The 14,229-nt window shown below is 63.4% G+C and carries 12 protein-coding genes; 7 read left to right on the forward strand and 5 right to left on the reverse strand.

Annotated elements, in window-relative coordinates; translation table 11 throughout:
* Nucleotides 1-31 precede the first annotated feature (31 nt).
* The 4 genes from C7G61_RS29125 to C7G61_RS29140 all read right to left on the reverse strand — a co-directional run bounded on the left by C7G61_RS29125 (nucleotide 32) and on the right by C7G61_RS29140 (nucleotide 5,245).
* A complete protein-coding gene (locus C7G61_RS29125) occupies nucleotides 32-1,381 on the reverse strand; it encodes a TRAP transporter large permease (protein WP_108520217.1) in 1,350 nt (449 codons plus the stop codon).
* The gene (locus tag C7G61_RS29130) at nucleotides 1,378-1,983 is read right to left on the reverse strand and encodes a TRAP transporter small permease subunit (protein WP_108520219.1); all 606 of its coding nucleotides are present in this window, start codon (nucleotides 1,981-1,983) and stop codon (nucleotides 1,378-1,380) included. Before C7G61_RS29130 ends, C7G61_RS29125 begins: the two co-directional genes overlap by 4 nt.
* Nucleotides 1,984-2,103: 120 nt before the next feature.
* A complete protein-coding gene (locus C7G61_RS29135) occupies nucleotides 2,104-3,225 on the reverse strand; it encodes a TRAP transporter substrate-binding protein (protein WP_108520221.1) in 1,122 nt (373 codons plus the stop codon).
* A 331-nt stretch (nucleotides 3,226-3,556) separates the two neighbouring features.
* On the reverse strand, nucleotides 3,557-5,245 hold the full coding sequence (locus C7G61_RS29140) for an MFS transporter (RefSeq protein WP_108520223.1): 1,689 nt from the start codon (nucleotides 5,243-5,245) through the stop codon (nucleotides 3,557-3,559).
* A gap of 149 nt (nucleotides 5,246-5,394) precedes the next feature.
* Between C7G61_RS29140 and C7G61_RS29145 the strand changes: the two genes are divergently transcribed.
* The 3 genes from C7G61_RS29145 to C7G61_RS29155 all read left to right on the forward strand — a co-directional run bounded on the left by C7G61_RS29145 (nucleotide 5,395) and on the right by C7G61_RS29155 (nucleotide 9,740).
* On the forward strand, nucleotides 5,395-6,783 hold the full coding sequence (locus C7G61_RS29145; protein WP_108520225.1) for a hydrolase: 1,389 nt from the start codon (nucleotides 5,395-5,397) through the stop codon (nucleotides 6,781-6,783).
* Nucleotides 6,784-6,925: 142 nt separating this feature from the next.
* Nucleotides 6,926-8,311, forward strand: a complete 1,386-nt coding sequence (locus C7G61_RS29150; protein ID WP_108520227.1) for a cytochrome P450 — start codon at nucleotides 6,926-6,928, stop codon at nucleotides 8,309-8,311.
* Between the two features lie 19 nt (nucleotides 8,312-8,330).
* The gene (locus tag C7G61_RS29155; RefSeq protein WP_108520229.1) at nucleotides 8,331-9,740 is read left to right on the forward strand and encodes an adenylate/guanylate cyclase domain-containing protein; all 1,410 of its coding nucleotides are present in this window, start codon (nucleotides 8,331-8,333) and stop codon (nucleotides 9,738-9,740) included.
* Between the two features lie 3 nt (nucleotides 9,741-9,743).
* Here C7G61_RS29155 and C7G61_RS29160 read toward each other — a convergent pair whose 3' ends face one another.
* Nucleotides 9,744-10,220, reverse strand: coding sequence for a cupredoxin domain-containing protein (locus tag C7G61_RS29160; RefSeq protein WP_108520231.1), 477 nt, complete (start codon nucleotides 10,218-10,220; stop codon nucleotides 9,744-9,746).
* Nucleotides 10,221-10,605: 385 nt separating this feature from the next.
* On the opposite strand from C7G61_RS29160, the gene C7G61_RS29165 reads away from it, so the two are divergent.
* The 4 genes from C7G61_RS29165 (at nucleotide 10,606) to C7G61_RS29180 (ending at nucleotide 14,066) form a co-directional block, all read left to right on the forward strand.
* On the forward strand, nucleotides 10,606-11,109 hold the full coding sequence (locus C7G61_RS29165; RefSeq protein WP_108520233.1) for a tellurite resistance TerB family protein: 504 nt from the start codon (nucleotides 10,606-10,608) through the stop codon (nucleotides 11,107-11,109).
* A gap of 227 nt (nucleotides 11,110-11,336) precedes the next feature.
* Nucleotides 11,337-12,116: an SDR family NAD(P)-dependent oxidoreductase gene (locus C7G61_RS29170; protein ID WP_108520235.1), complete on the forward strand. Its 780-nt coding sequence runs from the start codon at nucleotides 11,337-11,339 to the stop codon at nucleotides 12,114-12,116.
* A 165-nt stretch (nucleotides 12,117-12,281) separates the two neighbouring features.
* On the forward strand, nucleotides 12,282-13,082 hold the full coding sequence (locus C7G61_RS29175) for a glutamine amidotransferase (protein WP_108520237.1): 801 nt from the start codon (nucleotides 12,282-12,284) through the stop codon (nucleotides 13,080-13,082).
* Between the two features lie 171 nt (nucleotides 13,083-13,253).
* Entirely contained in the window at nucleotides 13,254-14,066 is an 813-nt protein-coding gene (locus C7G61_RS29180; protein ID WP_108520259.1) for an enoyl-CoA hydratase, read from the forward strand.
* Nucleotides 14,067-14,229 lie beyond the last annotated feature (163 nt).

Here is a 14,229-nt window from a genome sequence, read left to right on the forward strand (position 1 = left end):
GCGCACCCCTTCAGCGTCTTGCCCAACCTGCTCACCGCGATCCATAGAGGTAGGCGGGCAACCACAACGCAATTCCCGGGAAGATGTAGACCAGCGCCATGGTGAAGAAGACCAGGCCAACGAAGGGAAGCGCGCCGGAGAAGATGTCGGTGAGTTTCACCTCCGGTGGCGCCACGCCCTTCAGGTAGAACGCGGCCATCGCCACCGGCGGCGTATTGAACGCCGTCTGCGTGTTCAGGGCGACCAGGATGCCGAAGAAGATCGGATCGATGCCGTACTGGGGAAGCAGCGGCAGGAAGATCGGCACGAAGATGATGATGATCTCGGTCCATTCCAACGGCCAGCCGAGCAGGAAGATGATCACCTGGGTCAACAGCAGGAACCCGATCGGCGACAGGTTCATCGAGGTGAAGAACTGCTCGACTACCGTCTGTCCGCCAAGGACGGCAAACACCGCGGAGAACGTCCACGACCCGATGAACAGGTAACAGACCATCGCGGTGGCGCGCACGGTCAGATAAACCGACTCGCGCATCATCGTGTAGTTGAGCGAACGATAGGCAGCCGCCAGAACGATGCTCATGAGGGCGCCTACCGCGGCCGCTTCGGACGGCGTCGCAAGGCCAAACAGGATCGCGCCGAGCACCGAAACGATCAGCAGCGCCAGCGGCAGGAACGATGTTGCGAGCGCCCAGATTACCGTGGAGAGCGGCACGTTGGTCTGCTCGGGCGGCAGCTTCGGCGCGAGCGCGGGATTGATGATCGCGCGCGCCATCGCATAGAGGATGTAGAGCCCGGCCAGCAGGAATCCCGGAAAGAAAGCGGCCGCATAAAGCTTGACCGCCGAAACGCCGGCGGTCGCCGCATAGACGATCAGCAGAATGCTCGGCGGAATCAGGATGCCGAGGCAACCGCCGGCGCAGACGACGCCTGCCGACAGCTTGGTGTCGTAACCGGCACGCAGCATCGCCGGCAAAGCCAGCAGGCCCATCAGCGTGACAACGGCGCCGACGATGCCGGTGGCGGTCGCGAACATCGCACAGGTGATCAGCGTGGCTACCGCCAGCGCGCCGGGCACGTTCTTCATCGACAGTTGCAGCGAGAAAAACAGGCGGTCGAGAATGTTGGCGCGCTCGACCAGATAGCCCATGAACAGGAACAGCGGAACCGCGACCAGCACGTCGCTGGACGTGACCTCGAACGTCTTCTGCACCAGAAGCGTGAAAATACGATTCTCGAAGAAGTCCTGGCCTGCCGTGTAGTAGGCATAGTAGCCGAACGCGACGCCCATCGCCATCAGCGTGAAGGCGATCGGGAAGCCGAGCATGATGATGAAGATGAACAGGCCCAGCATCAGCATGCCGAGTTGTGGATCGGTCATGCGCCTGCTCCCTTCTCGCCCTGCTGCTGCGCAGCCGCCGCCTGCTGATGCTCGCGAATGATGAGGCTCTCGGTCTCCTCCACGTCGTGCAGGCGTTGCGGCCATCGGCCGGTGCGGATGCACAGCATGCAGCGGATGATTTCAGCCACCCCTTGCAAAAGCAGAAGGACACCGGTGGCCGGGATCAGCGCTTTCAGCGGGAACACCGGCACGCCGGCCGGACTGAAGATGCTGACTTCGCGGAAGCGCACCGACATATCGGCATAATTCCAGCCCGAATACATCAGCGCCGCGATCGCCGGCAGGAAGAACAGGATGTAGAGAACGAGGTCCATCGACGCCTGGGTGCGCGGCGACCAGAGGCGGTAGACCACGTCGGCGCGCACATGACCATTGCGCGAGAGCGTATAAGCGCCGGCCATCAGGAACATCGCGCCGTAGGTGATGTAGCTGATGTCGAAAGCCCAGGTGGTCGGCGCACGCAGCACGTAGCGCATGAACACCTCGTAGCTGACACCCAGCGTCAGGACGAGAATCAGCCAGGCGAACGCCTTGCCGACCCAGGTGCTGAGCTCATCAATGAAGAAGAGAAATTTTTTCATGCGAGCTGAACTCGCTGTGAGTAGCACATCCGGATTTCCCCCACCCTGTTCGTGGTCGGGCGGCGCTCCCACTGCGCCGCCCTTCATTCATATTGCGTCAGCGTTAAGCAGCGAAAGCAATCAGAGCTTGATCACGCCCGGGAAGTGATGCTCGAAGGCGCCACGGTAGTCCGTCGTGTTGTACGTGTTGTAGAAAACCACGCGGCGCACCCATGCTTTCTGCGAGTCCATCACCTTCTTCATGAACGGGTCCGAACCGAGCTGGGTGATCAGGCCGTCCCATGCCTTGATCTGCGCATCGAATACCGATTTCGGCGTCCGCTGAACGTTGACCTTGTCCTTGCTGATCAGTTCCTGCAGGTCCTTGGAGTAATAGTCCATCGCCTTCCATTCGTTGGCGGAGGACACAGCCTCAGCTGCATATTGCAGAATGGCCTTGTGCTCGGCGGGCAGGGCGTTGAACTTGGTCTTGTTGAACATGATCTCGAAGTATTCCGTCGCCTGATGGTGGCTGCCCATCATGTAGTTCTTGGCGACGTCCTGCGCGCCGAAGCGCCGGTCCGAAGTTGGATTGTTGAACTCGAACCCATCGATCACGCCGCGCTCCATGGCCGGAACGATTTCGCCGCCCGGGAGCTGAGCGACGGATGCGCCCATCGCCTGGAACAGGTCGGCGGCCAGACCCACCGTGCGGTACTTGAGCCCTTTTAGATCGGCATCGCTGGTGATCGGCTTCTTGAACCAGCCGAGCGGCTGGGTCGGCATCGGCATGGCAAAGAAGCTCTTGATGTTGACCTTCATGATCTGGGTCTGGAGCTCTTCGAACAGCTCCTTGCCGCCGCCGTTATGGATCCAGCCAAGACCTTCATTGGCGTTGAAGCCGAACACCGGACCTGTGCCGAACAGCGAAGCCGCCTTGTGCTTGCCGTACCAGTAGACCGTCACCGTGTGCGCCGCGTCGATCTGGCCGCCGTGCACGCCGTCGAATACCTGGAACGGATGCACGACCGAGCCACCGACCAGATAGTCGATGCGCAGCCGGCCCCCGGCCATCTCGTTGACGCGCTTCACATAATCTTCGGCCATCTCGTTGAAGACGTCGGCCTTGCCCCACGAGCCCTGCATCTTCAGGGCCACGGTCTGCGCCCGGCTGACCTGCGGCATCGCAATCACCGCGCCGCCAGCGGCGGCTGCCGTCAGGAAACGGCGGCGCGTCGTTTTTGTATCGCTACGCTTGCTCATGAGTTCCTCCCGGTTGAGATGTCGCCCGCTGTCGCCGCAGGCTTGTTTGTCTCAACGACAAGTCAAAGGCTTGCGCGGCGTTTTGGCAAGCGGGAAGTGCGCGTGCTTCTTATGAATCGCTCGGGTGGCAGGGCAACGTTGCCATTTCGCAGGCGCGAAGCAGGACGCTGTTCGCGTTCGGCGGGGGCGGATGCGCATCGGCGTCTTGCACTTTAGTCGCAGGAAATCGGAGGCGCGATGTCGGCAGTACGCTGAATCAAGTTGGGCTGATTTATTCCTGCGACATTCTGCGCCCAATAGCCGCGTCGCGTCATGCTCTTAAGGGTTCAGGTCAGGTGCTGCCTGCCGCCGTCGCGACCACCGGCAGGACCTCGTTGGCGGCGCGGTCGGGGGTATCTTCCTTCCAGCGTACCGAGCCGAACGGCCGCTCCAGCATGCGGCGGACGCGGATCGGTTCGGGCCCGAGATGAAAGTCGATCGCGCGCTGGTGCAGCGCGCGCTCGGACTGGGTGGCGCGGCTGCGCTGGCGCAGATAGTCCAGCCAGGTCGGGCAGTGATAGCGCTCGGTCCACAATTCGGGGTCGGCGATGTCGCGCGCGATCGACCAGCCATAGGCACCGTTGCGCTGGCGGCTGAGCTGCACTTCCTGCATCACATTGTGAAACGCGCGGGCGTTGTCCTGCGCGACGCGATACTCGATCTCGACCACCAATGGTCCGCTGCGTCCGGTGAGCGACAGCCGCACTTCGGGATCGGCCAGCGCCTCGGCGGGCGGCTCATTGCGTGCGCCGACCGGCGGCATGCGCAGCCAGATCCCGAGCAGCGGCGAAAGCAGCATCAGACCGGCGGAGGCCAGCAGCGCCACCTCGACGCCGGCGATGTCGGTGAGGTTGCCCCAGCCCCAGCTTCCGATCGCAATGCCGCCTGCAATTGCGGCCTGGAACGCCGCCAGCGAGCGGCCTGCGACCCAGCGCGGCGCCGAAAGCTGCACGCCGATGTTGAACAGCGCGACCGCCAGCATCCACACCGCGCCGGCCAGCACCAGGGCGATCGCCGTCAGGACGGCGTTCGTGCTCAGGGCAACCGAAGCGATCGCACCGGCCAGCGATATCGCACAGGCGCGCACCGCGGCCTCGCCGCTCATGCGCCGGCGCACCTCGCCGATATTCAGCGCACCGAACACCGCGCCCATGCCGAACGCCCCCAACATGATGCCGTAGGTTTGCGCGCCGCCATGCAGGAGGTCGCGGGCGACCAGCGGCATCAGCGCCGAGATCGAGCCGCCGATGATGCCGGTGACCAGTGTGCGGATCAGGACGATGCGGATCGACGGCGAGTTGGCGATGTAGCGCACGCCCGAGACGATGGCGCGGTTGAGGCGTTCGCGCGGCAGGCGCGACGGTTCATGGGTGCGGTTCCACAGAAACAGCACCACCATCAGCGGCAGATACAGCACGGCATTTACGGCGAACGCGGCAACGGCGCCCGACGTCGCAACCACAATGCCGCCGACCGCCGGCCCGAAACTGCGCGCGATGTTGTAGCTGATGCCGTTGAGCGCGACCGCCGCCGGCAGCGTTTCCGCCGGCACCTGCTCGCTGACCGAGGCTTGCCAGGCCGGCCCGAACAGCGCCATGCCGCTGCCGACCACGAAGCACAGCGCCAGCAGGATATTCGGCGTGACGAGGCCGAGCCATGCCATGACGGTCAGCACGGTTGCGCCGACAAGCGCGATACCGAGCGAGACCATGGCGACGATCCGCCGGTCGTGCATGTCGGCGATGGCCCCGGCCGGCATCGAGATCAGCATGATCGGCAGCATCAGCGCGGTCTGCACCAGCGCGACCTTGTCGGCGGACGACGTCATCTGCGTCATCGCCCAGGCAGCGCCGACGCCCTGGATCAAGATCCCCAGATTGGAAACGAGGCTGGCGAGCCAGATGCGCCGGAACACGGCATGCCGCAGCGGCGCTGCGATGCCGTCAGTCGCAAAACCGCGGCGTTTCGGCTGGTCGGTCATGATAGGTTCCGTTGGCCTTCTGTCACCGGCTTGATTCCATTCGAACTTAAAGTGATGCCTGCGAAAACCCTGGCCTGTCCAGTCGCTGAGCCGCTGTCGACGGTGCTATCGCACAGCTAAGATATTGAAAAGCAACGGGAGGTTTGGAAATGAAGCTGTCGCGGCGGATGGTCCTGAAGAGTGCCGGAGCCCTGCCTTTACTGGCTGGCTCATTCGGTCTCCCGCTCCCGGGTGTGCGGGCGCGGGCCCAGACGGCGCCGGCGGCGCCATCCGTACCGGAGGTTCCGCCGGTCCTGTTCGTGCACGGCAATGGCGACCATGCGGCACTCTGGATCACCACATTATGGCGCATGGAATCGAACGGCGTGCCACGCGAGCGGATGCGGGCGGTCAATTTCACCGATCCCCTGGCGCGCACCGATGACAAAGTGGAGCAGGCAAACCGCTCCTCGACCGAAGACCAGCGCCGGCAGCTCGGCGAAGCCGTCAAGGAATTGCAGCGTCGCACCGGCGCGGCGCGCATCGCCCTCGTCGGTAATTCGCGGGGCGGCTATTCGATCCGCAATTATATCAAGAATGGCGGCGGCGCCGACATCAGCCACGCGGTGCTGTGCGGCGTTCCCAACCATGGCATCTATGAATGGGACGAGGGGCTCGGCGGCGAGTTCAATGGCCGCGGCCCGTTCCTGCGCGGCCTGAACGAGGGCGAGAGCAAGGTGACGCCGGGCACGGCGTTTCTCACCTTGCGCAGCGACGGCATCGACAAATATGCGCAAGCCGATGGGCGCTTCGTCGGCAAGCCGGGTACGCCGACCGGCGTAACGTCGGACGGACCTGCGCTGAAGGGCGCGACCAATCTCGTGCTCGGCGCGCTCGACCATCGCGAGGTCGCGTTTCATCCGCGCGCGTTTCGCGAGATCTACAAATTCATCGCAGGGAGGGAGCCGTCGCGCATCGAGATCGTGCCGGAAGCGGAAGTCAAACTGAGCGGGCTGGTGACGGGCACGCCGGGCGGCGTTCAAACCAACCGTCCGGTATCCGGCGCGACGGTCGAAATCTATCGCGTCTCTCCCGAGACTGGCGAACGCATCGCCGGGCCGATCCATTCGTCGCAGACCGGCGCCGACGGCCGCTGGGGCCCGGCGCAGGTCGAGCCGAGCTGGTATCTCGAGATCGTGCTGACATCGGCCGGCTCTCCCACGACGCATCTCTATCGCTCGCCGTTTCCGCGCTCCTCCGACGTCCTGCATCTGCGCGCCGCGCGCCCGCTCGGGCCGGCCGATGCCGGCGCGGGTGCCGTGGTTCTGATGTCGCGCCCGAGGGGTTACTTCGGCTTGCCGCGTGACGTGGTGCTGATCGACGGCAAGGAGCCGAAGGACGTGAAATCCGGCGTGCCGACCGATTCGGTCACGACCTTGCGGCTTCCGGCGGAGGAGGTTGGACGCCCGGTGGTGACCATATTCAATACAGAGCGAATCGTGGCGCGGGCCTGGCCGGCCTCGGAAAACCGCATTGCGATTGCCGAACTGACTTACTAGCTATTTCGGATGGATGCGCCCTTATGGCGCCCGGATCGAAAGACATGGTTTGGCAGTAGCCCCGCATGAGCGAAGCGATATGCGGGGCTTTGGCAGGATCCCGGATATCGCTGCGCTCATCCGGGATACGAAAGTGGCACCCATGAGCATAGCCGAAGCCTACGACATGCCAGCCGCACGCGCACCGCTGGTGCCGCCAAGCCCGCCACGGGCCCCCGACGACATGACGGCGTTTGGGCGGATGAAGGCGATCCGCATCAGCCCGATCGGGAGCTGGGGCCAGCGCGCCTATGAGCAAGATATCGTCCAGGGCCGCTTTGTCGGGCGCAACAGTTTCATTCTCAACGCGCCGGATGCGATCAAGCATGTGCTGGTCGACAATTACGAAAACTATACAAGGACGCCGGTCGGCATCCGCGTGTTGCGTCCGATCCTCGGCGAAGGTCTCTTGATTTCAGAAGGGCGCGCGTGGAAGCATCAGCGCCGAACGCTGGCGCCGGCCTTCACGCCGCGCGCAGTGTCGACGCTTATTCCGCACATGCTGGCGGCGACCGACGAGACGGTCGCCAAGCTGAGCGCGGCCAGCAACGCGCCCGTCGACCTGCGCGAGGCGATGCAGCGGATGGCGCTCGAAATCGCCGGGCGCACGATGTTCTCGTTCGGGATGGACCGGCACGGCGCCGCGTTGCGCGACTTCGTGATGGAGTATGGCGAGCGGCTGGCGCGGCCGCATTTTCTCGATCTGCTGCTGCCGCTCGGCTGGCCGAGCCCGCAGGATTTCGCCCGCGCCCGCTTCCGCAAGCGCTGGACGGCTTTCGTCGGCACGCTGATGGCCGAGCGCCGCGCCGCCGGCAAGAACGAGGGCGCGCCGGCGCGCGATTTGTTCGACCTGATGGGTGACGCGCGCGATCCGGAAACCGGCCAGGCCTTCACCGATGCGCAGCTCGGCGATCAGATCGCGACCATGATTCTCGCCGGCCATGAGACCACGGCCACCGCGCTGTTCTGGGCGCTCTATTTGCTGGCGCTCGATCCTGCCGTCCAGCAGGACGTCGCCAACGAGGTCGAGGGGGCAGCCGTCGGCGGCACGCTCGATATCGAGCGGCTGAAATTCACCCGTGCGGTGATCGACGAGACCATGCGGCTCTATCCGCCGGCATTCCTGATTGCGCGTGCAGCCAGCGGGCCGGATACGATCACGGGGCTTCCGGTCAAGAAGAAGGATGTCATCCTGATCGCGCCGTGGCTGTTGCACCGGCACGAAAAGCTCTGGCGCGATCCGAACGCCTTCATCCCGTCCCGTTTCATGACCGGCACGCCGCCCGATCGCTTCGCCTATCTGCCGTTCGGCGTCGGCGCACGCGTCTGCATCGGCGCGCATTTCGCGCTGGTCGAGGCAACGCTGGCGCTGGCGAAGATGATCGGCGCGTTTCGCGTTACGCTGGTCGACGAGGAGCCGGTGATGCCGATCGGCGTGGTGACGACGCAGCCTGACCGTTCGCCGATGTTTGCGATCACGCCGCGATAATTTCATCCAGGGTTCCACCATGAGCAATACCCAGGCCCAGTTCTCCGTTCTGCGGCAGACCGCCGATCCCGCGGTCGTGGATGCCATTTCGCAGTTGATCGCGAAGGGCGAGGATCGCGATCTCAACCGGATCAACCTTTTGGATTTTTCCGCGCGGAACGGGCTCGACGAGGAAAAGGTCATTTCGGCCTTCCTGCATTCGGCGCGGCTCGGGCTGTTCGATCTCAGCTGGAATGTGCTGTGCCCCGGCTGTGGTGGCGTGCTCGGTGCGCACAACACCCTGAAATCCCTTCGGCACGACGACTACAATTGCGCGTTATGCGCTCAGGGTTATGAGGCATCCGTCGACGACCGCGTGGAGGTTTCCTTCACCGTCAGTCCCCGCGTCAGGCGGATCGCGGCGCATGATCCCAATACGTTGTCGATCTGGGAGTATAACCGTCAGATGTTCTGGAGCTCGGGGATGGACCTGAGCGAAGAATCGATTGCGCGGCTGATCGACGAGGTCTCGCTCGAAGCCATCGAACTGCCGGCGGGCGAAAAGGCGGTGCTGTCGCTGCAACTGCCCAATCAGTTCGTGATCGTGTTCGAGCCGGTGACGCATTCGGCGCATTTTCTGGATATCCAGGGCGAACCGACCCGCGAGCGCCAGCAGTTTTCCATCGTCTTCAACAAGCTGCACGCGCCGACCGGCACCACCGTGATGCGCCCCGGGCCGTTACGGCTGTCACTCGAAAATCAGACCGACCACCGGGTGCTGCCCGCGGTCTGGATCGCCAACGACACGCTTCATGAGCTGCTCGGCAAGCGCAAGCCAATCCTGACCGCCAAGCGGATGCTGTCGAACCAGACTTTTCGCGACGTCTTCAAGGCGGACAATCTCAACGTCGATCAGCGCCTGAAGATCACCTCGCTGACGTTCCTGTTTACCGATCTCAAGGGCTCCACGGCGCTCTATGAGCGGGTCGGCGATCTCGCCGCCTTCGATCTGGTGCGGGCGCATTTCCATGCACTGCTCGAAATCATTGCGTCCGAGAAGGGCGCGGTCGTGAAGACAATCGGCGACGCCGTGATGGCGACCTTCATCCGGCCGGAACATGCGATCGTGGCGGGCCTGCGCATGCGCGCGGCGATGGCTCAGCTCAATGTCGAGCGTGGCAGGGAGGATCTGGTCGTCAAGATCGGCATCCACGAAGGTCCGTGCCTGGCGGTGATGCTGAACGAGCGGCAGGACTATTTCGGTCAGACCGTCAACATCGCTTCAAGGGTGCAGAGCCTGTCGACGTCGCAGGAGATTCACATCACGGGACCTGTGATCGACTCGCCGGCGGTCGCCACCATTCTGGAAAAAGAGGCGATCAGGCCGATCCAGAAGGAAGCGGCGCTGCGCGGTATCGCCGACAAAATGGTGGTGTATGAGATACCCTGATCACTATTCGATCACGATCTCGCCGGTCATGCCGAGCTCGGCGTGCGTCTTGCCGTCGCTGGTCTTGATGTCGCAGCGCAGGTCGGTGGCACGGCCGGCCGCGACCGGCACCAGCCACCATTCGGCGGATTGTCCCGGATAGACCTCGATCTCGCGGATCGCGCCCTTGAATTCCGCGAGCGTCACGGCCTTGCCGTTCTGCTGCTGCGTCACCTGCACCTTGCGCGTGAACACCATCTGCGAGAACGCATGCGAGGTGAAGTAATGCGGATCGCTGCTCGTGTTGCGCAGGATCAGCTTGTAGAGCTTGCCGGTTTCAAACTTCAGTTGCTTCGGCGCGAATTCGTGTTTTCCGGGCGAGCCGAGATCGACCGTCACCTCGATCGGCGTCTGCCGCGACATATCGCCCGCCGCAAGCGCGGCTCCCGAGGCAATTCCAAGCACAACGGCGGCGCCAAGCGCGAAGCGGAAGGAGGCCATGTTCGTTTCCTCTTGAGAAATCGCTTGTTGAAACAACGAGTTCAGCTCTAATGCAAATGCGAATGATTTGCAATTAGATATCGGCCCTGCTGCCTGCGGCGAATCGCGCAGTCAGCCGCTAACCGACAGGCGGTGACCTTCGAGGGCGGCAAGGCGGCGCGCGTTGAACCCATTCCCGCGGGCGGCGACGCAACAGGAGGCGAAGGCTCGGCGGGTCGCTGTGGCGTTGTGGGCGCTGCCTGAATTTCGCGCAGATGTTTCCGTCCATTCAACGTGACGTCGAATTAATCTGCCTGCACCGTCAGGGAGGCATCGCGCGGATTGCGGCGGCCAAATCCTCGACCCATATTCACTGAACGGCTTTCACGACTTTGCAGGTAGATTGATGCTCGACGGACTGCGCCAATTCATTGCCGACATCGTTGCGCCCAGCGCGGATTCGGATCTGTCGTTCGACGATACCGGATATCTCCTGGCGGCGACGGCGCTGCTGGTTCACGTCGTCTCGCTCGATGGCGAGCCGAGCGCGATCGAGAAGCGCAAACTGCACAGTTTGATCGAGAGCCGCTTCAAGCTCGATCCCGGTACGGCGGATCATTTGATCGCGTCGGCGACGCGGGCCGAAGGCGAGGCGGTCGATCTCTATCATTTCACCAGCGTCATCATGCGTTCGGTCAATGAGGAGGGCCGGCTCCGCATCATCGAGATGATGTGGGAGCTGGTATACGCGGACGGCCAGGTCAGCGAGTTCGAGGATAACGTCGTCTGGCGCGCGGCTGATCTGCTCGGTATTTCATCGCGCGACCGGATCGATCTCAAGCATCAGGTGGCGGGGCGGCGGTCGGCCACTTCTGCGGACGCGCCGAAGGCCGAAGACGCTGCGATGTGACGATACGCGGCGCGAGCCACGCGTCATTGCAGATGACGAAACTTTAATCTGCGGCGCAATCGGCTGCGCTAACGCGCGACAAGCCTGAAAACATAGAGAATTCAGCGCGCGGCACGCGGGCCTGCATGGCGCCATGTTTGAGGGGTAGCTTGCGCCACACCGCGCGCCTATGCTCTCGTTCCAATGCTGGCGGCATATCCTCCAATTGATTTCAAGAGCATTCGATCGTGACTGAGCGTGTGACGCTGATAACCGGTGCATCGGCGGGCATAGGTACCGAGCTGGCGCGCGTTTTTGCATCAAAGGGTCATCGCGTGGCGCTGGTGGCACGACGCGCAGAGCGCCTGGAAGCGCTGGCGAGTGAAATCAAGACGGCGGGCGGCGCTGCGCCGATCGTCATTCCTTGCGACCTTGCGCAACCCGATTGCGGCGACAGGATTGCCGAGGCGTTGACTGCCTCCGGCGTAGAGGTCGAATACATCGTCAACAACGCTGGATTCGGCGTGTTCGGCCGAGCGATCCAGCGAGATCGGTCCAATCAACTCGAGATCATCGCCGTCAACGTCCGCGCGCTCACCGACCTGTCGCTGCGGTTCTCCGATCACCTGATCCGCCATCGCGGCGGCCTCCTCAATGTCGGCTCGATCGCCGGCTTTCTGCCGGGGCCGGGAATGGCGGTCTATTACGCGTCCAAGGCCTATGTGCTGTCGTTCACCGAGGCCATGCGCGCGGAGTTGGCGCCGCATGGCGTGCGTGTGACCGTGTTGTGTCCCGGCCCGGTGCCGTCGGAATTTCAGGCGCGGGCCGGATTCAGGCCCGGCTTTGATTCGGCGATCCTCAACGTCTCGCCGGCTGCGGTCGCACAGCAGGCCTATAGCGGGTTGATGGCGAACAAACGGGCAGTGCTGCCTGGCCTGGGCATCAAGATCGTGCCGTTCCTGCTCCGGTTGTTTCCACGCTCCTTTATCCTCGGAGCGGTCGGCCGCTTTCAACTCCGTCAGCGCTGAGAAAATCCCGGGTTTTTGCGGGCAAAAGCGCGCGTGTGCCGAGCACGCGCGCGGAGGCCGCGTTTGGCCCGCGGTTTGCTTTCACCTTTTGATGTGTGCGTGAACTCACGCGAAATTAAGACTCACTTAGGTATGGTTTCGGTTTGAGGTGCCAGAGCAACGTCGATGTCGTTCCGGTCGAACAATAATGACGAAAACGTGCTGCCCTTTCCGGGCAGACCCACGTTGGGTGCGGCTGACCCGGCCCTCCTCAAGCCGGTCCTGATCGTTCTGCACCAGGAGACCTCGACGCCGGGACGGGTCGGCAATGCGCTGCGAGCGCTCGGCCACCCCCTCGACATCCGACGCCCGCGGTTCGGCGATCCGTTGCCGGAAACGATGGACCAGCATGCCGGCGCGGTCATCTTCGGCGGCCCGATGAGCGCCAACGACTCCGACGATTATGTCCGACGCGAGATCGACTGGATCGAAATCCCCTTGCGCGAGCAGCGACCGTTTCTCGGCATCTGCCTGGGTGCGCAGATGCTTGCCAAACAATTAGGCGCGCAGGTCGCACCGCATCATGAAGGCCGGGTCGAGATCGGCTACTATCCGATCCGACCGACGGAGGCCGGACATGCGCTGTGCCCGGACTGGCCGGAGCGTGTCTATCACTGGCACGGCGAAGGATTTCAACTGCCTCGCGGCGCAAAGCTGCTCGCCGAAGGCGGCGACTTTCCGGTGCAGGCGTATCAGCACGGTCATGCGTTCGGCTTCCAGTTTCATCCCGATGTGACCTACGCCATGATGCATCGCTGGACCACGCGCGGATGCGTCCGCATGGAGTCGCCGGGCGCGCAACCGCGTCACCTTCACTTCGAAGGCCGCGCGGTGCACGACGTGATCGAACGGGCGTGGTTGAAGAATTTCATCACCGGCTGGCTCGCGCGCCCATCGCGCTCGATCGTGCTGGAAGCGGCGGAATAGCCGCCGCGCGGAATTTCATCCGCACCTGTGGGCGTCTTTCAAAATACCTGGATGTGATAGTGTCGCCGCCTGACGCGTGCGGATAGCAGCAGGCAAATGGGAGGCGACATGACCGGCGACGAATTCGCTCGGGCGCGAAACGTCAATGACAGAAACGACAGGGAGGTCGCGATGACCTATCAGCATATTCTCTACGAGGTAAGCGACAAGATCGCGACCATCACGCTCAATCGGCCGGACCGCATGAATGCGTGGACCGCGACCATGGAGCGCGACGTGCGCCACGCGATGGAGGCGGCGGCCGGTGATGACAGCGTCCGCGTCATCGTGCTCACCGGCGCGGGTCGCGCGTTCTGCGCCGGCGCCGACATGGAAGCCTTGCAGGGCATCGATCCCAACGAGATCAGGCGTGGCGAGAACACGCCGCCGTTCGACATGAACCGCCGGGCGGACTGGCAGACGCGCTATGCCTATTATCCGGCGATCCCGAAGCCCGTGATCGGCATGCTGAACGGCGCCACCGCCGGCATCGGCCTCGTCCACGCGCTCTATTGCGACCTGCGTTTTGCCGCCGACAATACCGTCTTCACCACCTCGTTTGCGCGCCGCGGGCTGATCGCCGAGCACGGCATCAGCTGGATGCTGCCGCGCATCGTCGGTCACGCCAATGCGCTCGATTTGCTGATGTCCGCGCGGCGGGTCACCAGCGAGGAGGCGCTGCGGATCGGGCTGGTCAACCGCCTCTATCCGCCGGACCAGTTGCGCGAGCAGACCTATGCCTATGCGCGGGATCTCGCTGATTTTGTCTCGCCCAGCGCGATTTCGGTGATCAAGCGGCAGCTCTACGACGTGCCGTTCCAGACGCTCGCGGAAGCCACCATCGACGCCAACCGCGAAATGCAGATCGCGCTGAAGGGCAGCGATTTCCGGGAGGGCGTGGCGAGTTTTGTAGAGAAACGGGCGCCGAAGTTTACGGGGAAGTGAGGGGTGGGGGGTCTACTGGTTCGCCGAAGCAGGCTTGCCTAGCATTACAGTTGCCTTTTTGTTTTGACGTGCGCGCGCTGAGCGGCCGCCTGATGAGCTCTACGCCAGAATGACCATGCGATGATGTGTGCGGGTTGAATACGGTTTCGAGCGAGTCTGATGG

It is taken from the genome of Bradyrhizobium algeriense (genome assembly GCF_003062295.1).
GTDB classification, from domain to species: Bacteria; Pseudomonadota; Alphaproteobacteria; order Rhizobiales; family Xanthobacteraceae; genus Bradyrhizobium; species Bradyrhizobium algeriense.